The 26,981-nt window shown below is 57.1% G+C and carries 23 protein-coding genes; 12 read left to right on the top strand and 11 right to left on the bottom strand.

Annotated elements, in window-relative coordinates; translation table 11 throughout:
* Nucleotide 1: 1 nt before the first annotated feature.
* The 5 genes from acs (at nt 2) to JO972_RS07605 (ending at nt 5,216) form a co-directional block, all read left to right on the top strand.
* Complete coding sequence (acs, locus tag JO972_RS07625; RefSeq protein WP_309489433.1) at nt 2-1,954, top strand: acetate--CoA ligase; 1,953 nt, start codon at nt 2-4, stop codon at nt 1,952-1,954.
* 44 nt (nt 1,955-1,998) lie between these two features.
* Entirely contained in the window at nt 1,999-2,889 is an 891-nt protein-coding gene (locus JO972_RS07620; protein WP_309489432.1) for a hypothetical protein, read from the top strand.
* Nucleotides 2,890-2,982: 93 nt separating this feature from the next.
* On the top strand, nt 2,983-4,434 hold the full coding sequence (locus JO972_RS07615) for an NAD(P)H-hydrate dehydratase (RefSeq protein ID WP_309489431.1): 1,452 nt from the start codon (nt 2,983-2,985) through the stop codon (nt 4,432-4,434).
* A 48-nt stretch (nt 4,435-4,482) separates the two neighbouring features.
* A complete protein-coding gene (gene clpS, locus JO972_RS07610) occupies nt 4,483-4,764 on the top strand; it encodes an ATP-dependent Clp protease adapter ClpS (RefSeq protein WP_309489430.1) in 282 nt (93 codons plus the stop codon).
* Nucleotides 4,765-4,769: 5 nt separating this feature from the next.
* A complete protein-coding gene (locus JO972_RS07605; RefSeq protein ID WP_309489429.1) occupies nt 4,770-5,216 on the top strand; it encodes a DUF2017 family protein in 447 nt (148 codons plus the stop codon).
* On the opposite strand, the gene JO972_RS07600 is transcribed toward JO972_RS07605, so the two are convergent.
* From JO972_RS07600 to JO972_RS07590, 3 genes are read right to left on the bottom strand one after another with little or no spacing between them, the layout of a single operon-like run.
* The gene (locus JO972_RS07600) at nt 5,213-5,743 is read right to left on the bottom strand and encodes a hypothetical protein (RefSeq protein ID WP_309489428.1); all 531 of its coding nucleotides are present in this window, start codon (nt 5,741-5,743) and stop codon (nt 5,213-5,215) included. The genes JO972_RS07605 and JO972_RS07600 overlap by 4 nt on opposite strands.
* Nucleotide 5,744: 1 nt before the next feature.
* Nucleotides 5,745-6,542, bottom strand: a complete 798-nt coding sequence (locus tag JO972_RS07595; RefSeq protein WP_309489427.1) for an archaeosortase/exosortase family protein — start codon at nt 6,540-6,542, stop codon at nt 5,745-5,747.
* 28 nt (nt 6,543-6,570) lie between these two features.
* The gene (locus JO972_RS07590) at nt 6,571-8,589 is read right to left on the bottom strand and encodes a VIT and vWA domain-containing protein (RefSeq protein WP_309489426.1); all 2,019 of its coding nucleotides are present in this window, start codon (nt 8,587-8,589) and stop codon (nt 6,571-6,573) included.
* Nucleotides 8,590-8,729: 140 nt separating this feature from the next.
* Between JO972_RS07590 and JO972_RS07585 the strand changes: the two genes are divergently transcribed.
* Entirely contained in the window at nt 8,730-10,136 is a 1,407-nt protein-coding gene (locus JO972_RS07585; RefSeq protein WP_309489425.1) for a phospholipase D-like domain-containing protein, read from the top strand.
* On the opposite strand, the gene creC is transcribed toward JO972_RS07585, so the two are convergent.
* Together creC and creB are read right to left on the bottom strand one after the other, a co-directional pair.
* Complete coding sequence (gene creC, locus JO972_RS07580; protein ID WP_309489424.1) at nt 10,137-11,585, bottom strand: two-component system sensor histidine kinase CreC; 1,449 nt, start codon at nt 11,583-11,585, stop codon at nt 10,137-10,139.
* A gap of 11 nt (nt 11,586-11,596) precedes the next feature.
* The gene (gene creB, locus JO972_RS07575) at nt 11,597-12,310 is read right to left on the bottom strand and encodes a two-component system response regulator CreB (protein WP_309489423.1); all 714 of its coding nucleotides are present in this window, start codon (nt 12,308-12,310) and stop codon (nt 11,597-11,599) included.
* A gap of 130 nt (nt 12,311-12,440) precedes the next feature.
* Between creB and JO972_RS07570 the strand changes: the two genes are divergently transcribed.
* From JO972_RS07570 to JO972_RS07550, 5 genes are all read left to right on the top strand, one after another.
* Nucleotides 12,441-13,307 carry an FKBP-type peptidyl-prolyl cis-trans isomerase N-terminal domain-containing protein gene (locus JO972_RS07570; protein WP_309489422.1) on the top strand — a complete coding sequence of 289 codons (867 nt, stop codon included), beginning with the start codon at nt 12,441-12,443 and terminating at the stop codon, nt 13,305-13,307.
* Nucleotides 13,308-13,419: 112 nt separating this feature from the next.
* A complete protein-coding gene (gene ispF, locus JO972_RS07565; protein ID WP_309489421.1) occupies nt 13,420-13,899 on the top strand; it encodes a 2-C-methyl-D-erythritol 2,4-cyclodiphosphate synthase in 480 nt (159 codons plus the stop codon).
* Between the two features lie 14 nt (nt 13,900-13,913).
* Nucleotides 13,914-14,606 carry a RadC family protein gene (radC, locus tag JO972_RS07560; protein ID WP_309489420.1) on the top strand — a complete coding sequence of 231 codons (693 nt, stop codon included), beginning with the start codon at nt 13,914-13,916 and terminating at the stop codon, nt 14,604-14,606.
* A gap of 50 nt (nt 14,607-14,656) precedes the next feature.
* Nucleotides 14,657-16,015: a hypothetical protein gene (locus JO972_RS07555; protein ID WP_309489419.1), complete on the top strand. Its 1,359-nt coding sequence runs from the start codon at nt 14,657-14,659 to the stop codon at nt 16,013-16,015.
* Between the two features lie 54 nt (nt 16,016-16,069).
* On the top strand, nt 16,070-17,467 hold the full coding sequence (locus tag JO972_RS07550; RefSeq protein ID WP_309489418.1) for a sulfatase family protein: 1,398 nt from the start codon (nt 16,070-16,072) through the stop codon (nt 17,465-17,467).
* Between the two features lie 3 nt (nt 17,468-17,470).
* Here JO972_RS07550 and JO972_RS07545 read toward each other — a convergent pair whose 3' ends face one another.
* The 4 genes from JO972_RS07545 to JO972_RS07530 are packed head-to-tail and all read right to left on the bottom strand — an operon-like array spanning nt 17,471 to nt 22,325.
* Nucleotides 17,471-19,000 (bottom strand): AMP-binding protein, encoded by a 1,530-nt coding sequence (locus tag JO972_RS07545; protein ID WP_309489417.1) that lies wholly within the window; start codon nt 18,998-19,000, stop codon nt 17,471-17,473.
* Nucleotides 18,997-19,941, bottom strand: a complete 945-nt coding sequence (locus JO972_RS07540; RefSeq protein ID WP_309489416.1) for a GNAT family N-acetyltransferase — start codon at nt 19,939-19,941, stop codon at nt 18,997-18,999. Before JO972_RS07540 ends, JO972_RS07545 begins: the two co-directional genes overlap by 4 nt.
* Nucleotides 19,938-21,233: a diacylglycerol/polyprenol kinase family protein gene (locus JO972_RS07535; RefSeq protein WP_309489415.1), complete on the bottom strand. Its 1,296-nt coding sequence runs from the start codon at nt 21,231-21,233 to the stop codon at nt 19,938-19,940. The genes JO972_RS07540 and JO972_RS07535 overlap by 4 nt, the downstream gene beginning before the upstream one ends.
* Nucleotides 21,234-21,236: 3 nt before the next feature.
* Nucleotides 21,237-22,325 (bottom strand): BtaA family protein, encoded by a 1,089-nt coding sequence (locus tag JO972_RS07530; protein ID WP_309489414.1) that lies wholly within the window; start codon nt 22,323-22,325, stop codon nt 21,237-21,239.
* Nucleotides 22,326-22,464: 139 nt separating this feature from the next.
* Here JO972_RS07530 and JO972_RS07525 point away from each other — a divergent pair, with 139 nt between their 5' ends.
* A complete protein-coding gene (locus JO972_RS07525) occupies nt 22,465-23,577 on the top strand; it encodes a Fic family protein (RefSeq protein ID WP_309489413.1) in 1,113 nt (370 codons plus the stop codon).
* Between the two features lie 12 nt (nt 23,578-23,589).
* Here the strand turns inward: JO972_RS07525 and JO972_RS07520 are convergent, their stop codons facing one another.
* Nucleotides 23,590-26,079 (bottom strand): PEP/pyruvate-binding domain-containing protein, encoded by a 2,490-nt coding sequence (locus JO972_RS07520; protein ID WP_309489412.1) that lies wholly within the window; start codon nt 26,077-26,079, stop codon nt 23,590-23,592.
* Between the two features lies 1 nt (nt 26,080).
* Nucleotides 26,081-26,959 (bottom strand): UbiA family prenyltransferase, encoded by an 879-nt coding sequence (locus JO972_RS07515; protein ID WP_309489411.1) that lies wholly within the window; start codon nt 26,957-26,959, stop codon nt 26,081-26,083.
* Nucleotides 26,960-26,981: the final 22 nt, after the last annotated feature.

Below are 26,981 nucleotides of genomic sequence, written 5' to 3'. Positions count from 1 at the left end.
CATGAGTAAAAATATCGAAAGTCATCTCAGCGAAGATCGCGAATTCAAACCTTCCAAAGAGTTTTCCAAACAAGCACGCGTCTCCAGTATGGCGCAATACAAGCGCATGCACAAAGAATCGGTGGAACGGCCCGACCTCTTTTGGGCACGTGAGGCCAGAGAGCTGCACTGGGATAAGAAGTGGGGCAAGGTGCTCGAGTGGAAGGCTCCTTACGCAAAGTGGTTTGTCGGTGGCAGAACCAACGTCTGCGTCAACTGTGTCGATCGCCATGTGACCGAAGGCAGGGGCAATAAAGCTGCGATTATCTGGGAAGGTGAGCCCGGTGACAAACGCACTCTCACCTACAAGCAACTACAGCGCGAGGTCTGCCGCTTTGCCAATGTGTTAGAATCTAATGGCGTCAAGTCGAAGGACCGTGTGCTGATCTACATGCCGATGGTGGTGGAAGCCACGGTGGCGATGCTCGCCTGCGCCCGCATCGGTGCGGTGCACTCGATTGTCTTCGGTGGATTCTCCGCGGAGTCGATCAAAGACCGTCTCGACGACTCCGAAGCCAAGGTGGTGATCACTGCCGACGGTGGCTGGCGCCGCGGTGGTGTGGTGGATCTCAAAGCCAACATCGATGAAGCGCTGAAAAAGGACAAGTCGGTCGAAAAAGTCATCGTGCTCAAGCGCACCGAGAACAAGGTGAAGATGACCAAGGGGCGCGATGTCTGGTGGCATGAGGAAACCGCCAAAGTAGCTGCCACCCACAAGGCGAAGTCCTTCGATAGCGAGCACCCGCTTTTCATTCTCTACACCTCCGGCTCCACCGGGAAACCCAAGGGGATCCTGCACACCACCGGGGGCTACATGGTGAACACCTACGCCACCTGCAAATACATCTTCGATATGAAAGACGATGACGTCTACTGGTGCACCGCCGATGTCGGCTGGATCACCGGGCACTCGTACATCACTTATGGACCGATGCTGAACGGCGTCACCCAGGTGATGTATGAAGGCGCGCCGAACTATCCGGATTTCTCCCGCTTCTGGCAGATTGTCGAGGAATACAGCGTCACAATTTTCTACACCGCCCCCACCGCCATCCGTGCCTTCATCAAGGCGGGGGATGAGCTAGTGGACAAACATGACCTTTCCTCACTCCGACTGTTGGGAACCGTCGGCGAGCCGATCAATCCGGAAGCTTGGATGTGGTATTACAATAAAATCGGCGGTGGGCGCTGCCCGATCGTCGATACCTGGTGGCAGACCGAGACCGGAGCCATCATGATTTCCCCTCTGCCGGGTTGCACCCCGATCAAGCCCGGCACCGCGACCCAACCGTTCTTCGGTATCGATGCTGCCATCCTCGATGAGGAAGGCAACGAGTGCAAAGCCAACGAGGGCGGCCGACTTGTCATCCGCAAGCCATGGCCCGGAATGCTGCGCACCATTTACAAAGATAAAAAACGCTACCGCGACACCTACTGGAGCGATTACCCGGGGATGTACACTGCCGGCGATGGCGCACGCCGCGATCGCAAGGGGAACTTCTGGATTGTCGGTCGTCTCGATGACGTGCTCAACGTTTCCGGTCACCGTCTCGGCACCGCGGAGGTGGAGAGTGCGCTGGTTTCTCATGATGCTGTGGCTGAGGCGGCAGTGGTGGGGCGGCCTCACGAGATCAAAGGTCAGGCGGTCTGTGCTTTTGTCACTCTCAAGAGCGGCATTGAAGGCACTGACGAACTACTCAAGGAAGTGCGTAATCATGTGGGTAAGGTCATTGGAGCCATCGCCAAACCGGACGATGTCTATTTCACTCCGGTCTTGCCAAAAACAAGATCCGGGAAGATTATGCGGCGCCTGCTGAAAGAACTGGTCGCCACAGGGAAAGTCACAGGAAACACCACCACCTTGGAGGACGCTAACGTCGTTAAAAGCCTCCAGAAGCAGGTGGCTAAGAAATAGCCTCCGCAAAACCATTTGTGCGGGGCTAATCGTAATCATTCATTATGAATAGCTCACGCTACATCCTTGCTCGCATCGCTGCAGCCTTCGGTATTCACCGGAAAAACCGGAGACTCTCCGAGGCTGCCGATGAGATGCACCTGCTCCGCCAAGCTGAGGAAATCCTCGGTGAGGACACTTGGGAGCAGACCGAGGGGATCGAGGCGCTTAACTCGGAATACTGGAATTTGCGCAAGTTGCAGATGTCCGTGGGGAAGTTGGAAAAAGCCATCGAAGAAGCGGATGCAATTTTACAGCAGTCGCACGACGAGCGAAATTCGATACTCAACCACTCGAACGAAGTCTGCCAGGTGATCGAGACCGAACGCGATGAGCTGGTCAGAGAGCTGGAGCAATTGAATGCGAAGCGTGATAAAATCGTCAGCCGTGCTCAACTGGTGAAACGTAACTTTGAGGCATCACGCACGAAGGTGATGGTGCTGACCGGAGAGGAGGACGAGGGTGGCAGCGATCATCAGGAAGTGATCCGCGAGGAGCGCGCCAAGCTTAGTGAGTATAAGGCCAGTTTTGATAAACTGAAAAAAGGACGGGAGGAAGTCGGCGTGCAGATCTCTGAACTTGAGGCGAAAATCAGTGAGCTGGAAACCCAAATCGAAACCGACCGCAAACGTCACCGTGAGGAAGCGTCTGGAGCGTATCAAAACATCGGTAAAGCCAATCGTGACAAGTCCAAGTTAACCGCTGAAGTCGGATTGCTCGAAGCCGAGATGACCCAACATTTTTCAGAAATCGGACGCTACATTAGTAACCACGCAGGCACGGATCCAATTTGCACAAAAATCTGCAAGGAGCACGCGCATCTGATTGCCCAGATGCAGACGCTGCATACCTCAATCGCGCTGAACCATAAGCTCGCCGCGATAGCTGATGCATAGTCGCTGGGGCAGTGAAGTGCAAAAAATAGGCGTGTCGCAGAGACTAAACCATGCTTGGCTAAGAGCGTGATGGGGAGTTTAAGTTGTCAAGCAATGCGGGATCTCGAGCACCGGGCTTTTGCCCAAGGTGCTACGCCGGAAGGCTTGATGGATCAGGCCGGTGCAGGAATTGCCCGCGAGATTTTACGCCGCTATCCACGACCCGGAGTTGCCATTGCTTGCATCGGCAGCGGCAACAATGGAGGCGACGCTCTGGTGGCGTTGAAACACCTGGCACAAGCTGGCTGGAACATCGCGGTGAAGCCAACCGTGGCCAGCGCCAAACTCGCTGAGCTTCCATGGAAAAAATGGCGAGCACTCGGTGACATGCCCAGCCCTGAGGCGATTATGTCACGACCAGGCCGGGGGAAAGTCATTGTCTTGGATGGCTTGTTAGGGATTGGTGCCAGCGGTGCATTGCGCGAACCTTTGGCCAGCGCCGCCGCCTGGATGAACGACCTTCGAATAAGCTGCTCGGCTGATGTGATCGCCATGGACATCCCCTCGGGAGTGAATGGTGATAGCGGTGAAGTTTATGACGGAGCCGTGATCGCGGATCTGACTTTGACGATCGGCGTTGCGAAAAGTGGCCTCTTGCAGTCCAGTTCGGCCAGTCACACCGGATCGATGGAAACCATCCCAGTGGATGAACTTCCTGCACCTGATGACGGATCGCCGAGCTTGAGCGATCGCTTCTCCCTGCGCTCCCTGCCACTACGCCGCCCTCACGAGTTCCACAAAGGTAACGCTGGCAGGGTGGGAATCGTTGCCGGTTCCAGAGGGATGTTGGGAGCAGCTGTGCTCTGTGCCACTGGGGTATTACGGTCGGGCGCCGGGCTGGTGACCTTGTTTGTAGAGGAAAATATCTACTCGCTCTTGGTGCCGATGCTGCCTCCCGAAGTGATGGTCAAACCTGTGACATCTCTGACTGCTGTCATGGAACAAGACCTCGATGTCTTGGCCATCGGACCGGGGATGGGTTCGGCGTGGTCAGACGAGGAATTTTTTCGACTGATCGAGGATTTTTCACGCACGATGGTTGTGGATGCAGATGCTTTGAACCGCATAGCGGCTGATGGTGTGAGCACACATGTGAGGGGAAATATGATTCTAACTCCTCACCCTGGTGAGATGCGGCGGCTGTTTCCAGATAGTCGCGATGTTAGCCGTGAGTCGGTAGTCTCCGCCTTTACCCAGCAGTTTCCTTCCACCACCTTGTTGCTCAAGGGCACTCACAGCTTGGTGGCACAGGACGGACAGCCGCTCCAAGTGAATGCCAGTGGTCACTCGGGAATGGCCTCAGGAGGGCAAGGTGATGTCCTCACCGGCGTGATTGCTGGCTTGGCTGGGCAGGGGATCGCCCCCATGGATGCTGCTCGGGCAGGAGCGTGGCTCTGTGGGAGAGCTGCAGAGCTGGCGATTAGTCATGGCGACCAGTCCCAACCATCACTCACAGCCTCGGATGTGTTAGTGTCGCTAGGTCTCGCGTTTCGTGAGATTCTGTGATATAAACATTTGCAAAACAAGTGTTTATAAGCTTCAACCCAGCGCCCTATGCCAATCCCTGCGATCAAGAAAAAACCCAAACCTAAGACTCAGAAGGATGTGCCATGGAATGTGGTTGTGTTAGATGATCCCGTGAATCTACAAGCTTACGTCACCATGGTCTTCAAAAAAGTCTTTGGTTATACGCAGACCAAAGCGGAAACTCTGATGATGGAAGTGCACACTGTGGGCCGATCGATTGTGTGGTCGGGAGCCAAGGAAAAGGCTGAGTTTTACGTGCAGCAGCTTCATGGCTGGCAGCTTCAAACCACCATGGAGAAATCAGGATGAATATCATGCCCACACTGGAAGGAGGCTTGGCCATCGAGCCATCTTCGGAAACCGATTGGGTGGTGTTGGAGCAAATCACCCAAGACGTCGGGCGGCCTGCGCATTTGGCGGAGTCGTTGGCAGGGCTGATGGATGAGGACAGCGATTGGGAGGAGTTCGTGGTGCCGGATCTGGCATCGAGCTTCAACAGTCAGTGCAAGTTGGTCGAAAAAACGATCGAACACGCCCGAGAACATGATGAGCCCGTGGTGTTCATCAAGCCCAAGCAGGCCGAGATGTGGTATGGGGCGATCAATCAAGCCCGCCTGGCACTGGAAGCCCGCTATCAGTTGGATGCCACAGAAGACGCGATTGAAGACGCCGCCCCGGAGCTGCGCAGCGCGCACTTCCGTAACCGGTTTTACCTCATGCTGCAGAGTATGTTGTTAGAATACGTGATGGAGACCGATTAGGGCTCCCGGCGAATCAAGGTGATTGCCATCCAGGGGCCCGTATCCGGAGCCATCTGTGCATGCCAGAACCAGGAGGAAACATCGGTCCATTCCTCATCAGGATTTTCCATCGCGATGATGCGCTCGCGAATGAAATAACGTTCAGTGCCTCGGCGGGCATGACAGCCTGCCCAGTGACGACCATGCACGTCGCGGTGGAGTTTGACCGATTCGAGTCGATGTCCGGAGGCGCGTAAGCAATCGGCAGAGGGGTGCAGTTTGCGGGTGGCGCGTGTGACTTGTCGCAGGATCACCTGTTGATCTCCGCAGCGAAAGCTGGCGATGCTGCCGGGGAAATCCTTGGAAAAAGCACGCTCGGCGGCCGTCAGGGGAATCGGCACCAGCGGTTGCTCCTCGAAGTGTTCCGGCCATGGGGCGGTAAGGTGTTGTTGGGGAGTTGGAGCATGCCGACTGGCCACCGGCGGTTGCAGCCACTGCCAAAAGCCACAGCTCAAACCTAACAAAAAGATGATGATTGAACGATGCATATCAGGAAACCAAGCGAGTGCGCGATACCGCAGATTGCCATGAGGCGACCTTGATGAGGATGATCACTGCTCCCAGATAACAGAGTAACCCGGTGGCGGCATGCAGGGTGTCGGAGATCTCGAGAAAACCGCATTCGGGGGCGAACAGGAGAGCGGCTCTCAGGCTGTTCGTGAGCAATAGCAGAACCATGGCGAGAAGATTGAAGAGCACTGTGCTATGCCACGGCATACGTTTCAGTGAGGCGATGACATTGGTCACCACCAGCCCCATCCACAGGATCCTAACGCCACTGCAGGGAGGGTCCACGCCGACCACCTTGCCAAAGGCGGTGAGGTTCGTTCCCTCACGCGTGATTTCCTGCACAAAGGGGAGCACGAGCCAGCGTGACACCTCGGCAGAGAAGAGCCGCATCGGGTAGCCGAGATAGAATTGTAAACTGGCTACCAGGGGCAGCGAGAGCAGCATCAGCGCCAAGCATGAGGGCCGGTTCTGATAGCCAAAGTAGAACATGAGACAGGCAATGGCCGGCAACGAGCGCAGCATCGGCGGCAGGTAGAAGCCGCTGATCAGATAGAGGAGGAAACAGACGGCCGCAGCCACGAGGTGCGGTCGGCGCGGAAGATGCCGGTCTTTGAAAATGACGAGTGCCAGAAGGCCTAACACCGCCAAGCCAAGTGGCTCGTCACCGCCATCTGTCAGCCGCCGGAGATACCAGAGGATCAGTGGCCAGAAGGCGGCACTGAGACCGATGGTCGTCGCAGCGACTGACAGAGCCTTTTTCAGGCGGGTTTCACACACAAGAAAAGCGTCGGTTAGATTGATCGATTCAGGCTTGGCAACGGCGGACGCGCATCATCAGCAGGGTGCACAGGCTGAGCAGCAGCAAGGTGGCCGATCCAGGCTCCGGCACGCTGCCACCCTTGACCAGCGGGGCGGAGTGGCTCGAGACCACGGCCTTGCTTAAGACTCCTTTGGGGAGTGGGCTGGCTTGTTGCACCGCCGTGGCGGGATCATCGATGGGGCGCGGGGTATCGTCGATCGCAACAAAGGAGGTGTAGGGTGTCAGTAGCGAGTAGGTGAGACCGAGATTGGTGACTTCCTGGACGGCTTCACGTTTCCGATCTTCGTCACCTTTGAGTTTGGTGTATTCGCTCAGTTCGCGCACGCGCTCACGAGCCCAGAGGCTGCGCAGCGCCGGATTGTGTCGGCCTTCGGCTGCGCTTTGATCGATGGAGATAACTTGCTCGTAGCGCTCACCGCCTCCGCGGATACCGCTGATGACCAATTCTCCGATGGCAGGACCCTGCCACTTGCCGCAGATGGTGATCGGCCGATTGGCGAAAACGTCGGGCAGGTTTTTGGGCTGGATCTCACGGGCGTCAAAACCACGTGCCTCAAGCTTCACCTGAGTCAGCACGGGTGCCTCGAGGTAGGTTTTGAAGCGTTGCGCCGTGGCGGCCGCTTCCGATGGGCTGGTGACGACAAATGCCTCACCGCCGCCGACATGGGCGATGCCTTCGACAATGTGTCGGTTCACCGCGGAGCCGATGCCGAAGCAGAACACGTTCGCCGACCCGCGATGGTCGCGGATGAGATCGAAGGCGTCCGTTTCGAAGTCCACATAGCCGTCGGTGACCACCACGATCGATCGAGATTTTTCCACGTCGGTCGGCATGTTCACCGCACGCTGCAGTGCACGCACCAGCTTGGTGCCCCCGGAGGATCTTCTGCTGTGGGCGGAAAAGTAGCGGTTCGCCCGGCGGATGTTCGCTTGGGTTGCGGCCAAGGGCGTGTCGGATAGGGTGTCGCTGCCGCCTGCAAAAAGTAGCACATTGAAGGAGTCCTCGGCCTTGAGTTGGCTGGCGAGTTGGTTGAAAAGCTTTTGGGCGGTTTGCAATGGGAAACCATTCATCGAGCCGGAAATATCGAGCACGAACAGGTAGTCACGTGCTGTGATGTGCTCCGGCTTGACCCGCGCGGGAGGTTCGATATCGACGAGGAAAAAGTTCTCATCGCCCTCGCCCTGTCCCTGATGCAGGAGCACGCCGCTGGAGATTTGGTCGTCGGCCAGGCGATAGCGGACGATGATGTCGCGGTTCATGCAGCTGGGATCTTGCTCCGAGTTGATCACCAGGCTGGCATGCTGTTTTCCCAGGTATTGGACCTCGCTGCGGTGACTCGTGCAGGTGACTTGCTTCAGAGGAAGCCCCGCCCTCAGGTCCAAGGTGAATTCGAAGTCGGTGGCGGTGTTTTTGCCTTGTTCCAGATAGGGATTGGCTACCCATTGGTTCGAGGAACAACCGGCGCTGCTGCCATGGCTGTAGCGCGGACCGACCACCGTGGGCATGACAAAGGCATAACGGCCGTCGGTTGCTTGAATGTGCTCGCTGTAGCGCAGCAGCACCTCCACCTCATCGCCGGGGAGGATGTTGGCCACCTGCATCTGGAAGACATTCGGCCGCTGCTGTTCTAACAATGATGCCGTTTTCTTTTCCACCTTGGCGAGCTCATAGGCACGTCGCGCCTTTTCGCGTTCCTTGATTTCGGCCACGATGACTTTTTCCCCGATCTTCATTTCCATGCCGTGCATCGCACTGCGGGTGGAGCCGGGAAAGACATAAGTCGCCTCGATGGGAACTGCCCCGGTGTTGGCATAGGTCTGGCGGATTTCGACCTGGGCGATGGTGCCGGAAATCGATACTTTCGCTTTGCTGGCCTTCAGCGGCAGTGTGTCCAGCGAGCTTTCCGAGGAGTTGAGGGCAAAATACGGTGCGCGGACATCGTCCGCCCGGCTTGCCATCGGTAGCAGGCAAAGGATGAGTAGAAGGTTGAGGTGCTTAATCATGGTTGGCTTGGGTTATCGTGATATTGGAATGCTGCACCGCGGCGGTGAATCCATGATGAATGCTCTGTGAATTTTATGTGAAATCCGTCGCCGATCAGGTGGAGCTTTTATTCAAGAGCTCTTTGCCCTAGAGTCAGGACATGAAGTGCCCTTTGATCCTGCTGATGCTCTGTTCCCTGCTGCCGGCATGCAGTTTTCCTGAGGCCAATTTTTGGCATGAGAACCCAGGAGCGAAAACCGTGGCTCTGCCTGCCAAGATCATCGACCGGGTGATCATCCGCGGTAGTGCGGTGTCGATCTATCGAAACCCGTTCACCAGCACCCACAAGGGGTTTTCCATGACCCGCGCCAGAGGGGAAATCATTGCCGATCCCTTGCTGAGCCTGATTCCCGATCTCGACCCGGTCTACCGCTACGCCCACTCGATCGATGATGCTCTCGACCGAATCGGCATGCCTGCTCCTGTGCCAGGAACGGTGGAGTATCTCATCGATGGCGAGGACTTCTTCGGTGACGTGCTGACTGAGATCGAAGATGCCGAACGCCGTATCGATACCCGTGTGTTCATCTTCGATAACGATGACGTCGCTGTCGACTTCGCTGACGTGCTGAAAAGAAAGGCGGAGAAGGTGCGGTGTCGAATTTTGTTAGATGAGATGGGGTCGATCGCTGCATGGTCGGCCGCGCCCGCCACAGGAGATCTGAAACCTGCAGATTTCCAGTCGGACATGGTGAAGTATTTGAAGCAAGACAGCCGCATCCAGGTGCGCAAATCGCTCAACCCATGGCTCGTGGCAGATCATAGTAAACTGATTACCATCGATGAAAAATTAGCTTATCTCGGCGGCATGAACATCGGCAGAGAGTATCGCTACGAGTGGCACGACATGATGATCAAGGTCACTGGACCTGTGGTGAAAGCCTTGCAGAACGATTTCAACCGCGCGTGGCGCTTGCAAGGCGTCTGGGGCGATTGGTCGATCCCCTTCTACTATAAAAAAGCGTATCGAAAAGAAAAGCAGCCCGGGGAAATCGATATCCGGGTGTTGAAAACCTCAGCGAGTCGGCGCGATATCGAACGCTCCATCCTCACCGCCATTCGGATGAGCCGCAAACGGGTCTATTTGCAAAACTCTTACTTCACCTCGCGGGAACTCGAGCGCGAACTGATCGCCGCCCGCCGTCGCGGTGTCGATGTTAGGATGGTCTTTCCGGAGGACAACGATTCCAAACTGTTGAAGTCGAAAAACCAAACCGTGGCCAAAAACCTCGTCGAGGCAGGGGTGAAAGTTTACATGTATCAGCCCTTTACCCACGTCAAGGCGGTGGTGGTGGACGACTGGGCCTGCGTCGGATCCGCCAACTTCGATGCCCTGAGTTTCAGAATCAATGAGGAGCTGAACATCGCCTTTTCAGATCGTGCTGCCGTTCAGAAATTGGTTCGCGACCTCTTTGTGAAAGACTTTGGGAAATCGGTGATTCTAACGCGAGGCGATGTTAAAACTTGGGGGCCGAAACCGATCGATCTGGTTGCCGACCAATTGTAGTCACGGACGCGACAGAGGGAGCTTCAAGCTGGCTACGCAGCCGCTGCCACCGGCTTTGTTGGCAAGCTGTGCGCAGCCGTCGTGCAGTTTCGCTGCCTCGGCGACCAGGGGCAGTCCCAGTCCGGTGCCTTTGCGTTCGGTGCCTGGGCGGGGCAGGGAGTAGAAGTGCTCGAACGCCCGCTCCAGCGCGTAATCCGGCGCTCCAGGCCCCTCGTCCTCGATACTCAGGACGGCATATTCATGCTCCCGACCGAGCTTCAGGAGCACGCTTCCACCTTCCGGGGAAAAGCCGATTGCATTTTCTAACAAGTTCTTGATGGCCAGCTTGATCACCATGCTGTCGCCGATGAGCTGGAGGCTGTCGTCGAGCTCGGATTTGAGTGTGAGTTGTTTGACTGCCATTCGCGGTCCAGCTTCGTCCGCAATTTCCCGGCACAGTTCGGCGAGGTTGAACGGGCGGTGGTGCTGTAGATAAGATTGCCCTTCGAGCTCAGAAAGCTGCACCAGATCGCGCACCAAGTTCTCACAGCGGACGGTTTCGCGCCGGATGTTCTCGAGGAAGCGTTGCCGTTTTTCAGCGGGCATGTCTTCTTCTAACAACTCAGATGCTCCGCCGATCGCTGCCAGCGGACTTTTTAGCTCATGAGTCAGTGTGCTGATGTAGTTTTTCACATACTCCCGCCCCTCCAGAGTTTCGCGCATGTCGTGCAGGGCATTGCCCAAGGTGTTCACCTCGCGGCCTTTGCCGAGCTTGGGAAGTGGTCGGCGTTCGCCCCGACTGATCGCCTGCGCGTAGTTGGTGAGTTTTCCCAGCGGTTGAAACACCCAGACGAAAACGGCTACGACTAACAGCGTGATCCCACCGCCGATGAACAGGGTGGCTGTGAGGATATCCTTTCTCCGTCCGGAAATAAAGGTGCGCACGTCAGCCTGCGCTTTGTAGACTGTGAGCACACCGACGATTTCTTCCCCAGCGTGGATGGGGGAGGCCACAAAGAGAACGGAGCTGTTGGGGTCGTTTTCATCTTCCCTCGAGGAGCGCGCGCCATACTGCCCGCTCAGAGTGCGTCGGACATCGTTGTATTCGAGTAAATCCTGACCGACACGCCTGCTGCGATCGGAGTCGAAAATGACCTTTCCGTTGGCATCGGTGAGGTAAACATTCAGGCCGAGCTCGGTTTTCGTATGATTGTAAATCTTAGCCTCGATGGAATGACGCTGCGCGTGCTCGAAGGCTCTGCGCAACGTTTCCGCATCCAGTGGGCTGTCGCTGTCTGCGATGGTTTGTTCCACCATGCCAGCCATCACGTGGGCGGTGTCCACCATCACTTCTTCGGTGGCTTGAAAGGTCTGGGCGTCGACGTCGTCTAACAAATAGACTGCCAAGCGATAAAAACCAAAGCCGATGATCAGCACCAGCAGGAAGAGGGTGACTCGTGTTAGACGCATGGTTCCGGGTGTTAGATGGAGTCAGGCGCAAGGGTGTAGCCGAGCCCACGGCGGGTTTCAATCGGGTCGTCCCCATTCGGTGTCAGTGCCCGCAGCTTCGCACGCAGCGATTTGATATGGGCGTCGACGGTGCGGTCCATGGCCGAGCCGGGGTCCTCCCAAGCTTTGTTCAGCAGCTGTTCTCGACTGAAAATCCTCCCCGGCTGGGACATCAGCGCGACGAGCAGTTTGTATTCGTGCGCAGTCAGGTTGAGTTGGCCGCCGTGGCAGTAAATCATCATGGCATCCGAGTCGTGGACCAGTTTTCCTGCGGGGGCAGTGGCCGGCTTGTCGCGGTCGGCCCCGTGGTCTGATGTCACCGCCGCGGAGGAACGGCGCATGATGGCGCGCACCCGGGCGACCACCTCCCGCGGGCTGAATGGCTTGGTGACGTAATCGTCCCCGCCAAGCTCCAGCCCGAGAATACGATCGATCTCCGAGTCTCTGGCGGTGAGGAATAGCACTGGCAGGCTGGAGTGTTTGCGGATTTCCATGCAGAGATCGAATCCTGACATGTCCGGCAGTCCGACGTCGAGGACGGCGAACTCCGGGGGATCGTTTTGCAACACGTCGAGAGCGGCTCCGGCGGTGCTACAGTGGGTCACGCGGAAGTGTTCGGTTTCCAAGGCGTAGATCAAAGTATCGGCGATGGATGTCTCATCTTCGACGAGTAAAACGTGGGGCATAGTGGCGCGGATGCTAGCATTGCCAGCGGCAGATGCAATGCTCGGGAGATCCTAGAATCCTGATAAACCGCTCGACAGGGGCATATTTCACCCCTAGTTTGCCCGCGAATTACCCAGTAAATACCAAGATATGAAAAACAAAAACATCGTCTCCGTTCTCGGAGTGGTAGGACTGTCCAGCCTCATTGGCATCAGTTCTCTCAGTGCCCAGGCCGGTGCTCCAGCCACACCACCAGCCGCCCCGGCTCCTACTCTCCCTGAAGCTGAGGTGAAAGCAATCAGCTCTTACATCCTTGGATACCAGCACGGCCAACGTCTTGGCGGTTCCGGTCTTTCTGAAGCTGATGTTGATAACGACGGAGTGATCAAAGGTTTTCTCGCTGGCCTCAAAGGTGACGAGCCAAGCTACGACGAAGCAAAAATCCGCGCTGCCATGACTCAGCTGCAGCAAATCGTGGAAGGTCGCGAAGCGAAAAAAGCCGAGGCCAACCTCGCAGCAGGCAAGAAATTCCTCGAGGAAAACAAAAAGCGCGAAGGTGTCACCACCACCGCCAGTGGCCTCCAGTATGAAGTGATTAACAAAGGCAGCGAGAAAACCTACCAAGGTGCAGCCAACGCCCAAGACACCGCCACCAAGTTCCTGGTGAACTATCGCGGCACACTCATCGACGGCACCGAGTTCGACAAGTCTCCTGAAGGTCAGCCTTACCCAATGACCCTGCAGGTGATCCCCGGTTTCAAAGAAGCACTCACCACCATGCCAGTCGGCGCCAAGTGGAAGCTCTTTATTCCTTCCGAGCTCGCTTACGGTGCACGCGCTGCCGGTCCCAAGATCGGTGCTAACAGCACGCTGATCTTCGAACTTGAGCTTGTCGAAATCCAAGAAGCTCCAGCGGCTCCAGCAGCACCTCGCGGTCCGGCTGCCAGTGCTGTGACTCCACCTGTGGAAGTCCCCGCACCACCTAAGAAAGAGAGCAACAAGGCGTCTGCCGAGTAATCTTGCATTGCAAGTTCACTGAAATTTATCAAAGCTGTCGGAGACAATCCGGCAGCTTTTTTTATGGTCACGAAACCGTGGCTGCCGAGCACCTCAATCATTTCAACTCATCATGTATCGCACAGGCATAGGATATGACGTCCACCAATTCGCAGAAAACCGACCGCTCATTCTGGGTGGTGTGGAAATTGAACACAGCCACGGCCTCGCCGGTCACTCGGATGCCGACGTGCTCAGCCACGCCATTGCCGACTCCTTGTTAGGCGCCATGGGGCTGCCGGACATCGGTCATTATTTCCCACCCACCGATGACAGCATCGAGGGGATTTCCTCGCTGAAAATCTTGGAGAAGTGCCGCGAGCTCGCCGATGAGCGCGGGGCGGTGATCCAGAACGTCGATTCCTCGATGATTGCCGAGGCACCCAAGGTGCTGCCCCATGCCGAGGCGATGAAGGAAAAAATTGCTGCAGCCCTGGGGGTGACCACCGGCCAGATTGGCATCAAGGCGACCACTAACGAGACCATGGGTTTTGTGGGTCGCCACGAAGGCATCGCCGCTCTTGCCTCCGCCATGATCTACGTGCCGGACTAACCAAGGACTGAACGATGGCCAAAATCCCCGACCTGCCAGAAAATGAACGCCCGCGTGAACGCTTGGCGAGGCTGGGGGCGGCTTCGATCAGTGATGCCGAGCTGCTGGCGATCTTTCTCCGAGTCGGAGTCAAGGGCACCAGCGCGATCGAGCTGGGACGGCAGCTGCTGAAGAAACACGGCAGCCTGACCGATCTCGGCGGCCTGAGTGTCAAGGAGCTGTCGAAAGAACACGGACTGGGGCCTGCCAAGGCGGCGCAACTGCTGGCCGCTTTTGAACTCGGTGCCCGCTCGGCCAATGAAAAGATGCGCCGCGCACCGATGAACAGCGCGGATGCTATCTACGAGGCGGTAGCTCCCCGATTGGCGCACGAGCGGAAAGAGCATGTTTTGATTGTGTTGTTAGACACCAAGCTGCGCGGCGTGCGCACCATTGAACTGAGCAAGGGCAACACCGATACAGCACTCTGTGAGCCGCGTGATATCATGCACCATGTGCTGCTCAATCAGTCGCCCGCCTTTGTGCTGGTGCACAATCACCCGTCGGGCGACCCCTCACCGAGTCGGGCCGACATCGCGCTGACGCGTCGGGTTACCGAAGCTGCGCAGTTGATGCGGATCCGCTTTGTCGATCACCTGATTGTTGGTCGGCCGAGTGACGATCGGGCGGTCGGTTATCATTCCTTTGCCACCGAGGGCATGATGTAGCGAGACAAGTCTCTCCGCCGGTGTCGCTACGGATGGCATCCACAGCAGTTATGATCCAATCTTTCTCACTCATCAGCGCCTGCAGCCTTCTGTGCATGGCCGTCGTTCAAGCCGAACCAGCCCCCCAAGCGAGCGTGCCAGCGTGGCTGGATGCTTCCCTCGCGGGTAAGACCACCACCCTCCCAGCGGACGCCCCAGCGCTCAGCGCCGCGGAGGTCGAGGCCGTGCAAGCGGATCTGTGGCAAGCTTACAGCGCCTCGGCGAAACGGGCCGGCTGGGACAAGCACCTGCTGCCGGTTCCGAAAACCTTGGAGCAATTGGCCGCCAAGGGGGAAAAACTCGAGCTGAAAGGAGGCCAGCTGAAGGCGGATGGCCATGTCATGCCCTACGTTTTCATGGCCAAGGGCGAAAAGCCGGCCACCGGTTGGCCGATGTTCATTTGTTTGCACGGGGGCGGCCAGCACAAGGTGGACACAGCTCACGGCTGGAGCGTGAACAGTCGCGAATGGCAGGCCCAGATGCGTCTGACGCGTGGGGTCTATCAGCCTGCAGGACTCTACTTCATCCCGCGCATGGCCGACGACCGTTTAGGCCGCTGGTGGCACAAACATAATATCGACATCTTCACCCGCGTGATCCGCGATGCGGTGTTGTTCAATGATGTCGACCCTAACAAAATATACATCATGGGCATCTCCCAAGGTGGTTACGGCACCTGCCACTTGGCACCTTTCATGGCGGACCAATTTGCCGCCGCCGGATCGATGGCCGGAGGCATGATGACGGTGACCGAAAACCTGCGTAACCTGCCATTCCGCTCGGACATTGGTGAGAACGACACCATGTATAAGCGGATCAAGCTGGCAAAGAAATTGCACGCTGCGATCGATGCCCACAAGGCCGCCGACTCGCAAGGCTACGTCAATCAGCTGGCGATTCAAAAGGGGCGTGGCCATGGGATCGATTACCAACATTCCCCCGCCTGGCTCGCCCAACATACCCGTCAGCCCTACCCGAAAAAAATCGTCTGGCGCTGTCACGAGAAAGCCAAGGTCTATCGCGATAGCTTCTACTGGCTCGGCCTCACCCAGACTCCCGAGTTAGGTGAGTTCGCCATCACCGCCAGCGCGGACAAGACCAAGAACCTCATCACCATCACCGCCGAGGAGGTGATTCCGCCGAAGGAAAAAGGGGGCGTATCGATACGCAAAGCCCTGCAGTCTTCCAAGATCATCGTCAACTTGAACGATCAACTGGTAGACCTCGATCAAGTGGTCACCATCATGCTCAACGGTAAGCAAGTTTTCAAAGGAAAGCTTCCACGAAGCCGCAACACCATGCTCAAGAATTTGGCGCAGCGCGGCGACCCCAATTACGCATTTCCTGCCCAGGTGGTGGTTGGGCCGTGAAATAATCGGCCATCTTCGGCGGTATGGATCTAGATGCATTCCCTCACCCAATGGATGTCTTGTTGGCTCGTTCTGATGTTCTCTGCCGCCAGTCTTGCTGCGGAGACTAAGCCACCGAATATCGTATTCTGCATCGCTGACGACTGGGGCTGGCCTCACGCCTCGGTCTACGGCGACAAGGTGGTCAAGACACCCACGTTCAACCGCATCGCGGAGCAGGGCGTGCTGTTCGAGCACGCCTTTGTGGCCTCACCCTCCTGCACGCCGTCGAGAAATGCGGCACTCACCGGGCAATACCACTGGCGACTCGGCCCGGGGGCGAACTTGTGGAGCCAGTTTCCCGAGGGGATCGACACCTATCCACGGATGTTGGAGCAAGCAGGCTACTACGTGGGATCGTATCGCAAAGCATTCGGCCCGGGTCGCGACCTGCCATCGCCAGTGGCTGGCGACAAGGTGAGGAGCGTGGATGAATTTTTCAAAAAGCGGCCAGCCGGCCAAGCGTTCTGTTTTTGGTTTGGCAGCTCCGATCCTCACCGCAGCTACAAAAAAGGTTCGGGTGTGGCCAGCGGCATGAAGCTGGAGGAGGTGCAAGTGCCACCGTATTATCCTGATACCGAAACAGTCCGCAGTGACATCTGCGACTACTATTTCGAAGTGCAGCGATTCGATCGCGAAGTTGGTGAATTGTTAGAAAAGCTCGAAGCAATGGGTGAGCTGAGCAATACCCTGGTGGTGATGACTGGCGATCACGGTTGGCCATTTCCTCGTGGAAAAAGCAACCTCTACGATGCCGGCACCCGTGTGCCACTGGCGATGATGTGGGGCGATCAATTGAAGCACGGTCGGACCATCAAGGACTTCGTCAGCTTCGTCGATCTCGCGCCAACTTTCCTGGACCTTGCTGGGCTGAAACGACCGGACAGCATGAGCGGGCACAGCCTGCTGCCGCTTCTCAAGTCCGAGCAACAAGGCTGGTTAGATAGCTCCCGTGGCTCGGTGATCTTCGGGAAAGAAAGACACACGCCCTGTCAGGAGACGGGTCAACTCGCGGCAGCCTGCCGGGCGATCCGCACCGTGGACTTCCTCTACATCCATAATTTTTTCCCAGACCGCTGGCCAGCCGGAGCGCCGAAAGCCGAACATCGATCGAACTGGGGCGACTGTGATGACGGTCCGACCAAGAATGAGATTTTGAAACATCGAAACGATCCCCAAGGGAAACAGTTCTATCAGCTCAGCTTCGGCAAGCGCCCGCAGGACGAGCTCTATCAGCTTAGCACTGATCCGCATCAGATGCACAACCTCGCCGAGAACCCTGAATATGCTGAGACACTCGTGCGATTGAAAACGCAGCTGATGCAAGAGCTCACCGCATCAGGCGACCTCCGCATGCAAGGCAAGGGCCACATTTACGAATCCTACGGCTACAAGCAATACGGCAACAGGTGAGCATCATCGATCTTTGATCGTGGCTCTGAGTGCCGGGTAATCGATCTTGGCATTGTGTCGCTTATCCACGGGGATGTGATCCATGTTTTCGATCGCTTCCACGCCGAGCAGACTCAGTGTGTCGAATAGCTCAGACCTGTCATCCTCGCTAAGCTGACCCTCGTAAAACAGGGTGATCTGGTCGCGATGTTTTAACAAAGCACAGCGCTGCACCGAAGGGTGACTCATCGCTGCGCACTCGATGCCAAAGGGGTAGAGCGGCGGTTGGCCATCCCTGGCAATGGCTGCGCCACAGCGTCCTACTAGCCAGACTCTACCGGTCTCATCTTGCCAGGCGGCGTCGCCAGTGCGGTGCCAAATTTCACCGTCAATGGACACCTTGCTCTCTTCGTTTCCCTTGCCATGGAGGTAACCCTTCAGCACATGATCACCCGTGACAAGGATCTCGCCGATCGCGCCCACGGGCAGTTCCTGAGCATCGAAATCCACTGTGTTGCTTTGCCCCGATTGGTCGGTGACGATTCGCAGTTGGGTCGCTTGAACCGGTTTTCCCACTAACAAACCTTGTCCGGCTAACATCTTCTGGTGATCGCTTTCCGAAACCTCTTTCCACGCGATGTGGGCGATCGGTTCCGCTTCGGTCGATCCAAATACCGTGACGACATCCATCTCGGGTCGGGCGGCTTGAATTCGATCGAGTAAGTCGGGAAACACGGGAGCGCCTCCGGTGTAAATCGAGGTGAATTCCGGGAGCTGCTGGTCGCGAAATAGCTTGGCAAAAAATGCCGGCGAGGCCGCGCAGCGAGTCACCTGGTGACGTTTGCACTGGGCGGCAACGGCTGTCGAATTGGCGAGCGCCGGAAAGCGCAAATCGGTGTCCGCCAGCACCGAGGTCAAACCCGAGGCAAGGTTCGCCAGGGTGAACACCGGCAGGGTGACCAGATCCACTTGCCCTTCTTGATAGTGCAACGACTCCGCCAGCGCCTGATGCTGGGCTAACAAGAACCCATGACTCCGACACGCCGCCTTCGGCATGCCCGTGCTACCGCTGGTGAAGGTAATCAAGGCCGGTGCGTCGGCAGCGCTCTCGACTGGGTCAAAGACATCAACAGCCTGTGGCGACCACTTGCGGCTGAACGGCACCCATCCACTGCTATGATACGGGTGGGAAATACGCCGGAGTTCAGGTGTCGTCAGTCGCAGCAGGTGTGCTTTTCCCACCCCGATGAAGGCAGACGGCTGATGTAGCGAGAGACTATTACGCATAATGGCTTTCCCCGCCGAAGGATCGATAAACATCACCGTCAGCCCGGCGTGGAAGGCTCCGAGCAGGCTGATGTAAAGTGGGATGCCGACGGGCTGCAGGATGAGCACGGTATCGCCCTCGCCCAGACCATCACCCCGCAGCTGCTGCGACGCTCCGCAGACGTGACGGTAAAGGTCGGCGTAGCTCATCGACCGATCGGCATCGATCAGTGCCAGTCGGTCGGGATGTCGCTGCGCCCGCTCGGCGAGATGGTTCACAAGGTTCATGATATCTGCGTGAAGGTTTTTGCCATCAGGGCGTATTGTCTGAAGATCTTGGCATCGAAGCGATCGCTGATACGCCGCGAGCTGTTGCTCTGGTATTGCAGCGCATGGATGGCTTCGGTGTAGCCTTTGCTTTTCGCGATGGCCTGAGCTTTAAAAACTAACAAGCTTCCCAGCCCCGAAAGGTTTCTCTCCGGCAGCACCGCCAGAGTTTTCACGATGATCGCCGGCGGCTTTCCTTGTTTAACCGCGAACAGATCCGGCATGCAGAATACAAAACCGACCAAGTCATCATCGCGCTCGACGAGGAGCACCAGATCCGGATCGATGTGATCCTGCGCCGACATGTATTTGCCCACGAAGCTGGATTTCTTCAGAGGAGTGTAAAGAAAGTTGTTAGCAAAGCTGATCAGGCTGAGGTCAAAGATCGCACCGAGATCGCTCTCGAATTTCGCCGGATCGATCGGACGAATCGTCACGGAGGCAGCTTGCAGCCGCTTTTCCAACGAGGCAAAGTCGCGTGCTGTGGCAGTGAGGTCGACCGAGGACGAGGAATAGCTGGAAAGCTCCTCAAAGCCGGCGGCGCGGAAGGTTTCCAGAAAGTGAGCAGGCTCGATCGGTTCCATGAAAAAGGGATCGCGACCGTTACTATCGAGCACCAGCCGATGCTGCTGCCAGGTATTGCCATTCATCGGACCGACCACCGTCTGGCACTGATGTTCGCGATGTAAGTAGTCGGCGCAGTCGCTCAGGAAACCAGCCGCCGCCTCGTTGATCTCGCAGCCACCGATCGTGCCGATTTTTCTCCCCTGGTATTCCGGGGTATGATCGAACCACAGTCCGGCGCTGAGGTCGCCGTCCGTGGCAATGACCCCCGCGCCTTGCTGGAAGAGGTCGCGGTGGTGGTCGTTGAGCTGATGGTCAGTGGGCGTGATGAGTTTCATAACAAAATTGGGAGCATCGCGATGGGGGAGAAAACCGAGGCCAGAATGCCCAGCTTGCAGGCGTGTGTCGCGGTGGTGACATGTTCGTTTTTCCACTGAAAATGCACCCAGGCCAACAGCGGACTGAGCGCTAGGGCGACAGCGAAATGGAGCGGTGGGATGGCGAGCCACAGTGCCGAGCTGAGCACCACGAGGGAGAGCAGGAGGCAGACGAAGAGTGAGGCGGATGGTTTTCCCAGATGTTTCTGTGTCACACTATGCAGCATCGCGATGGTGAGGGCCTGGGTGATGATAAAGCCGGCCTGGCCGCTCGCTTGGGGGATGACATCACCACGCGCTAGGGTCAGCCAGAATAAGGAAGGAATCGCCACTGCGATGATGGTGACCTGCGAGTGGATCACCCTGCCGTGCTCCGGCATGCAGCGTTGGGCGACGAGGTGTCTAACAAAGACGAGGAAGGCTGCCAGTAAACAGGGGAGGCCACCGAGCGTGAAGGCGGCAAAGCCAAACAACAGCGCCGTCAGCAGCGCACCGCCGTCGAAGGTGTGCTGCCTGTGTGTGAACAATAACAAGGCTAACAAAATGACCAGAGCCGCCGCGCGGAGGAACAATTCGTGACCACCCAGCTCGCCGTAGTAGTCCAGCAAGAGAAACGCTCCAATGGGGATGAGCAGGTTATCCAGTCCGTGCCCCGACGCCCCTTCCACCGCCATGGTGAAGAGCGCGACGGTGAGTGATAGAAAGACAATCAGCCCCCATGTTAGATCAGTGAAGCAGAACAGCGGCAGCGCCGTGCAGATGAAGGCGGTGACGAAAAAGGCCAGCGATCCCTCAAGGCTCTTGGTCGCGGCGATGGTTCGATAGAATTTCTTGCCATACTTGCTGCCAGCCAGAGCCCCTGCGGTGTCGGCGAGAGTGAGCAGCAGCAAAGAAATGGCATACAGCACCGGTCGATCCCACCCGAGGGTGAACAACCACGCCACCGCGATGGGAAACAGCAACTCGCCGACGGATAAACGCTCCACCGAGAACAGAGCCGAGCCGACGGATTGGCGAAGTTTGGAAATCCTCACCACCAGCAGCGAAAGCACCGCGACCGCGGCCAGTGCCTGAACCGCCAGCACCGAATCAAACAACCAAGGAAAGCTCAAACACAGCAGCCCCATGCCCACATGCACCGACTTCCGAGCCAGCTCGCCGGAGATGATTTCCCGCGACACCGCCCAGGCCGAGCCCGCCAAGATGGCGCTGAGGCAGGTCAGGGTGATGACGATGGAGATCAGCGGGTGCATGGCTTAGGTGGTTTCTTCCACCACAAAGGCGGAGTAGAAAAAGGCTTTGTCCTGGATGAAAAGTTGAGCCGCGAGGTCGTCTAAGGGGTTGAGATCGGCTGACATCGATGCCGGTCGTGACCGTGGCGCGAGCATGTTCCAGTAGGCCAGTCGCGCGCCCTTGGAGCTGTGGCGGTGGATGGTTTGCAATACCTCAGCGGTGTTCTCCTCCGACATGTATTCGAAGATGTCACTGAGGTTATAGGCATCGAATGGCTGCTGGGCATCGTCGAGCAGGGACTCGAGCGGGCGGGGGGCGATGTGGATGCGGTGAATCCGATCTCTGATGGTCTGGAAATTTTCCTCCCGCAAGGCGTGCGGCAGGGTGCTACCATAGCGGCCTGTTAGGATCCAGTGAAGATAGGGGTTTTTCGAGGGATCCAGTTTCACCAAGGCGTGTTTTGTTCGCGATAAAATCCGATCCGCCACCGAGCCCTCGACGTATTTGAAAAAGGCAGGGTCGCGCCCGAGTCGGCCCATCACAAAGCGGGAAAAGAAGAACTTGAAAAGCAGTCGCCAGCGCCAGGTGTTCCAGGTCGATTGATAGAAGGTCTCGCGTTCATCACGGGAGCGGCTTTGCAGCAGGGCGGCGATGGTCGTTTTCGAATGCACCAGCGGCAGCAGCTTGTCGCGGAACAAGGTGAAGTAACTTTCGAATTTTCCCACCCGCCCAAAGCCCTCCACGATGTGCTCTTGAAAGTGCCCCCAGTAGTCGCGGGTGGCATCATCCAGCAACGGCAGACATTTTTGATAGAGCGCAATGCGGTCGCCCTCGAGCTCACCGAGCAGTGTCAGAAACTCTCGGTGGTTCAGCGATTGATAAGCTGCGATGCGCAACTTGATGCAAGCGATCTGCGCCGGGTTCATCTCGGCAATGGTCACACTTTCAGCCCCCGCGGCGAGCAGGGAAAAGGAATTGTCTCCCGCCGATCCAATGCTCACGCAGTGCCGGCCCTGGGGAGCAAGCGCCTCGATCAAGATGTCAGCATCTTCCCAGCAATTGGCATAACGCACCTTGCTGAAGTCGGCATGTTGTTGGATTTCGGACTGCATGATTATGGGTGGAATGTGGGAATCTCGTAGGTTTGATCTGATTTGCGGGGAATAGAGGCATTAATCACCGCAAATTTTGCAGTGAATAAATTGACTTTGCGGTGATTAGTGAGTAAATGGGGTGGATTAGGAGAAGGTAATGACTTGGATACACGAACTGGATGATTGGCCTGAGTTTACTTGGGACATGGCGTTATTGGCGCCCAAATTGTCAGAAATTCGGCACCAGCAAGGTTTGTTGTTGGGCCGGATGGCAGGTGTGGGTTTCGATTTACGCAGTGAAGCAAGCCTTGCCGTGCTCACCAAGGATGTTGTTAAATCCTCGGCAATTGAGGGTGAGAAATTGGACGAGTTAGAGGTTCGGTCTTCCATTGTTAGAAAACTTGGATTGGATGTTGGTGGACTAGTCCCGGCGGGTCGTGATGTCGATGGGGTGGTGGAGATGATGGTGGATGCTACCAGAAATTACTCTGCGGAGTTGACCGTAGAACGTCTCTTTGCATGGCATGCCTCGCTTTTCCCAACAGGTTACAGCGGCATGCACAAAATCACGGTAGGGAAGTGGAGATTGGAGTCGGCTGGAGCGATGCAGGTGGTATCGGGGCCGATTGGAAGAGAGCTTGTGCATTTCGAGGCTCCTGCCGCTCAGCGATTGGCCGGTGAGATGCGTGAATTTTTGCATTGGTTTGCATCGAGTGATGACATTGATTCGTTGATTAAATCGGGTCTGGCCCATCTTTGGTTTGTCACGATTCATCCTTTTGCCGATGGCAATGGAAGAATTGCCAGAGCCATCGCAGACATGGCGCTGGCACGATCTGATGGCATACCTGATCGGTTTTACAGTATGTCGTCTCAGATAGAACTTGAGAGAAAGGAATATTATCATCATCTCGAAATGCAGCAAAAGGGTGGGGTTGATGCGACGGAGTGGCTGGATTGGTTTCTGGCCTGTTTGGGGCGTGCAATCATGAATGCAGGTGCTTCGCTTGAGTTTGTTCTCTATAAATCCAAGCTGTGGGAGAAGGTGAACACCGCAGCGGTGAATGACCGGCAGAGGTTGGTATTGAATCGGATGTTAGATGATTTTAAAGGATTCATGAGCACCTCGAAATACGTCAAGCTGGCGAAAACATCGCCTGATTCGGCATTGAGGGACATCAAGGATTTGGTAGCACGTGGGGTGTTTGTTCAAAATGCTGGCGGGGGTAGGAGCACTAGCTATCGACTCGTGACCGCTGAGGAGTTGTGATGGATGGACATTCTATTCATTGAGTAATTTGACTTCGCCGGTGGCGCCGTTCATTTCCACCATGTCGCCGGTTTTCAGCAGGGTGGTGACGCTGCGGATGGAGACGATGCAGGGCAGCTGAAGTTCGCGGGCGACGATGGCAGAGTGCGAGAGTAGCGAGCCGCGCTCGACTAACAAGCCGGATGCGGCGGGGAAGAGGACCACCCAGCCTGGGTCGGTTTGTTGGGCGACGAGAATTTCGCCTTCTTTCAGCACCGCGTCGCGGGGATCGGTGACCACGCGCACTGGGCCTCGGACGATGCCCGGACAGGCGCCCGTGCCGCTGAGCTGTTCGCCATCGTGTGCTTCTTGGGTGCTGGTCTCGGTGAAGGATGGGTAGAGGCTGATGTCGCCGCGGGTTTCAAAGCGGTCTGGCGGTGGGGTGGTGAAGCTGGCTTGTTCGGTTTTTCGTTTTTCGGCAAGATCCGTTAGGTTGACTGTCGGTGTCTCATCATAGGCACTCATGACTTCGCTGATGGTCAGGAAAAAGACATCTTCAGGTGCTGCGAGTCGTTGGTCGTGGTGCAGGCGTTTGCCAAGTTCCACGATGATCTGGCGGACGCGACCGAACAGGCGGGTGCGCTCGAAGCGCAGGTTCTCTCGGTCGCGCACCCGGTCTTTGGCGTGTTTCAGTACCCAGTTGAAAATCCGGCGTTTGGTCGGACTGAGTGAGATGGTGGGGTCGGGTGTTTCCTGCACTGGCAGCGGCGCCTTGTCGGGTCGGGCCGCCATCACGCCGATGCCTGAGAGTAGCGACTGTGGGTTGTCGCCGACGGTGGGCGATTCCAGTTTCAGCTCTTCCAGACAGCGATCGCCAAAGTCCTCGAGGTAGTTCTGATAGGCATCGTGCAACTCGGTGTGCTGGGAAATAGCGTGGAGCTTGTCTTCCACAGGAGCACTTGCGTCAGCTAACAGCACAGTGAGGGAGGGGTCGGTGGCGGCCAGCTCGGCCATGGCTTTGATCCGGCGCGGTGGCTCGGCGCTGATGATGTCGCCGGTGTCCACCAGGAGGGTGTTTTGCAAAGACGCATCGCCCAACCATTTTTCACACAGGGACTTCAGCACACCGTAGTAGATCATGGCAAAGAAGTCGTTGATCAGCGGTGCGTCCCAGCGCTTGAGAAGCTGGGCTTCGAGGTCGCGGTAGTGGCTGGTGAGTGCCTCGCCGCTCATTTCGGTTAGGGGCGTTCCGGTTAATTGGAGGGCGGTGTTGAGCCTCCGGTAGAAGGCGTCCATCTGCCGCTGTAGGCTGCGATGGTTTTTGATCAGGCCGCCAACGGTTTTCACCAGAGCGATGCTGTCCTTGACCTTGGTCGTCTGGGTTTGCTGGAGAATATCCTGCACCACTTCCTCTGGCATGGGTTCCTTCACCCCCATCATTTGCTCCATGAACGAGCGGTTGACCGAGAAGCCTGGCAGCATGGCGAGCACGTGATACCAGCTGTTCAGATTGTAGTAAACGTGGCCGTGAATGTGACCTAACATCTTTGGGAAGACGTGATCGTTTTCCTCAATGCGGTGTTCTGGCACCGAGAGCAGTTTGCAGAACTCGCGGTAAACATGCTCGTAGGCTCGCTCTGCGAAGGAGAAGGTCATCGGCGAGGTGATACCGGAGTAGCTTTCCGCGATGTTGCTATTGTCCCAAACGGTGAGTGGGGCGTCAGGGTCGGGCAGGTGGCCGAGGGTGGTGATCGGGCGGCTTTGCAGGAGAAATAGCTGACCGTTTTCGATCGCCCACTCGATATCCTGAGGGCAGCCGAAGTGGGCTTCGCAGCGACGCGCCATGGCGGCGACTGCGATGATTTGTTGGTCTGTTAGGCAAGGGGCTTGGCGTTGATTGATTGGTGTCTCGACCAGTCGGACGCCTTCATCGGTATCAGGGCAGGGGATGTGTTGCTGCGTTTTATCGGCGAGTGTGCGCTCGAGGATTTCATTGTTGTCGTCCACTGTCCAGACATCGGCATCGGCCTCACCGGAGACCAGGGCGCTGCCGATGCCCCAGAGGCCGGAGACCATGGCTTGCCGACGGTTTCCGGTCACGGGGTGGGCGGTGAATGCCACGCCGCTGACATCGGGTGCCAACATCGCCTGCACCAGCGCGGTGGGGGCGTGGGCTAGCTCGATGGCTTTGCTCGATTGATACGTCTGCAAGTGAGCGCTCTGATGGCTGCGGTGCACGCATTGGATTTTCTCAAGCAGGTCATCCAGCTCGACATTGAGAAAGGTATCATACTGCCCGGCGAAGGAGTGCTCCACGCCGTCCTCGCCACGGGCGGACGAGCGCACGGCGAAGTTGTTGCCGTCGAGCTTCTTGGCGCACGCGAGAATTTCCTCCTCCGAGTGTTCGCCGTCGGCGGTCACGGCGAACCAGGCGGGGATGCGCAGTCCGGTCTCGGCGAGCTTGCCCAGCGCTTGCGCTTTGCCTCCTAACAGAGGGTTGTTTTCTGACGATGGAATGATCATGTTAGCGAAGGATGAGTGGCACGATGCCGAGGGTGAGATAGAGCGCAAGTGTCCAGACACCGGCGACGAGTTCGAAGGTTTTGGATTCGGTTTTCTGCCAGCGCAGCACATGCACCATGGCCCAGAGAATGAGCAGGCCGAGGCTGATCAGCACCGGCAGGGTAAACTGAATGATGGCGGCGGCGAGGGTGGCGAAGACACAGGTGGCGATCAGACAGCCCAGCCAGACCAGCGAGGCCTTTTTCAGTCCCCAGAGTTTGCTATACGTCGGCACGCCCTCTTCCTCGGCGGATGGCTGGCGGAGCTTGCGGCCGAGCTCGATCACCAGACCGTTGCAAAAGCTGGCGGCGAGGAAATAGCCGAGACCGATCCCCGGTTTTTCACCCTGCGGCAGCCAGTGACAGGCGGTGGCGTAGAAATCGACAATTGGCATGATCAGCATGTGCGTCCAGAGGTAGGTGATGGGTCGGGCCTTGAGCCAATCGCGGGCGAAAAACTCCACGCTCATTAGTGCGAGGTAGAGCCAGGCGATGGCGAGCACGATCACTAACATCGGCGCGTAAAGCAGCGCCATGACCAGCTGGATGATGCAGGAAACGACAAAGACCCAGCCGAGTTCCCGCAAGCTCACCAAGCCACGTGGCACCGCGCGGTAGGGGCGGTATCGAGCATCCTCCTCGGCGTCCTTGAACTCATCGGCAATGCGCAGCTGGAGGAAAAACAACAGGCAGGTGACACCGGCGACGACAAACGACGGCCACTCCGGAGCTTCTCCGGTGAGCATCGCTGAGTAAGCAATCGCACAGGAGCTGAAGGCCGCGACCAATGGGCCGTGCTGGAAAATTGGGAATCGTTCTTTCTGGTAAGTCCACCAACGCATGAGGGAGTTTTAGCTGAAATGG

Source organism: Oceaniferula flava (assembly GCF_016811075.1).
Lineage (GTDB): Bacteria > Verrucomicrobiota > Verrucomicrobiia > Verrucomicrobiales > Akkermansiaceae > Oceaniferula > Oceaniferula flava.
Note: the sequence above shows the minus strand (reverse complement) of the source record. Positions and strands in the feature narration are given on the sequence as shown.

What these genes read in the sequence shown, in the direction of transcription:
- JO972_RS07555 (WP_309489419.1), top strand. Translation starts at nt 14,657, where the DNA reads ATGATCCAATCTTTCTCACTCATCAGCGCCTGCAGCCTTCTGTGCATG.
- JO972_RS07590 (WP_309489426.1), bottom strand. Translation starts at nt 8,589, where the DNA reads ATGATTAAGCACCTCAACCTTCTACTCATCCTTTGCCTGCTACCGATG.
- radC (WP_309489420.1), top strand. Translation starts at nt 13,914, where the DNA reads ATGGCCAAAATCCCCGACCTGCCAGAAAATGAACGCCCGCGTGAACGC.
- JO972_RS07540 (WP_309489416.1), bottom strand. Translation starts at nt 19,941, where the DNA reads ATGAAACTCATCACGCCCACTGACCATCAGCTCAACGACCACCACCGC.
- ispF (WP_309489421.1), top strand. Translation starts at nt 13,420, where the DNA reads ATGTATCGCACAGGCATAGGATATGACGTCCACCAATTCGCAGAAAAC.
- JO972_RS07585 (WP_309489425.1), top strand. Translation starts at nt 8,730, where the DNA reads ATGAAGTGCCCTTTGATCCTGCTGATGCTCTGTTCCCTGCTGCCGGCA.
- JO972_RS07535 (WP_309489415.1), bottom strand. Translation starts at nt 21,233, where the DNA reads ATGCACCCGCTGATCTCCATCGTCATCACCCTGACCTGCCTCAGCGCC.
- JO972_RS07515 (WP_309489411.1), bottom strand. Translation starts at nt 26,959, where the DNA reads ATGCGTTGGTGGACTTACCAGAAAGAACGATTCCCAATTTTCCAGCAC.
- creB (WP_309489423.1), bottom strand. Translation starts at nt 12,310, where the DNA reads ATGCCCCACGTTTTACTCGTCGAAGATGAGACATCCATCGCCGATACT.
- JO972_RS07615 (WP_309489431.1), top strand. Translation starts at nt 2,983, where the DNA reads ATGCGGGATCTCGAGCACCGGGCTTTTGCCCAAGGTGCTACGCCGGAA.
- clpS (WP_309489430.1), top strand. Translation starts at nt 4,483, where the DNA reads ATGCCAATCCCTGCGATCAAGAAAAAACCCAAACCTAAGACTCAGAAG.
- JO972_RS07605 (WP_309489429.1), top strand. Translation starts at nt 4,770, where the DNA reads ATGCCCACACTGGAAGGAGGCTTGGCCATCGAGCCATCTTCGGAAACC.
- JO972_RS07600 (WP_309489428.1), bottom strand. Translation starts at nt 5,743, where the DNA reads ATGCATCGTTCAATCATCATCTTTTTGTTAGGTTTGAGCTGTGGCTTT.
- acs (WP_309489433.1), top strand. Translation starts at nt 2, where the DNA reads ATGAGTAAAAATATCGAAAGTCATCTCAGCGAAGATCGCGAATTCAAA.
- creC (WP_309489424.1), bottom strand. Translation starts at nt 11,585, where the DNA reads ATGCGTCTAACACGAGTCACCCTCTTCCTGCTGGTGCTGATCATCGGC.
- JO972_RS07530 (WP_309489414.1), bottom strand. Translation starts at nt 22,325, where the DNA reads ATGCAGTCCGAAATCCAACAACATGCCGACTTCAGCAAGGTGCGTTAT.
- JO972_RS07545 (WP_309489417.1), bottom strand. Translation starts at nt 19,000, where the DNA reads ATGAACCTTGTGAACCATCTCGCCGAGCGGGCGCAGCGACATCCCGAC.
- JO972_RS07570 (WP_309489422.1), top strand. Translation starts at nt 12,441, where the DNA reads ATGAAAAACAAAAACATCGTCTCCGTTCTCGGAGTGGTAGGACTGTCC.
- JO972_RS07520 (WP_309489412.1), bottom strand. Translation starts at nt 26,079, where the DNA reads ATGATCATTCCATCGTCAGAAAACAACCCTCTGTTAGGAGGCAAAGCG.
- JO972_RS07550 (WP_309489418.1), top strand. Translation starts at nt 16,070, where the DNA reads ATGTCTTGTTGGCTCGTTCTGATGTTCTCTGCCGCCAGTCTTGCTGCG.
- JO972_RS07525 (WP_309489413.1), top strand. Translation starts at nt 22,465, where the DNA reads ATGACTTGGATACACGAACTGGATGATTGGCCTGAGTTTACTTGGGAC.
- JO972_RS07620 (WP_309489432.1), top strand. Translation starts at nt 1,999, where the DNA reads ATGAATAGCTCACGCTACATCCTTGCTCGCATCGCTGCAGCCTTCGGT.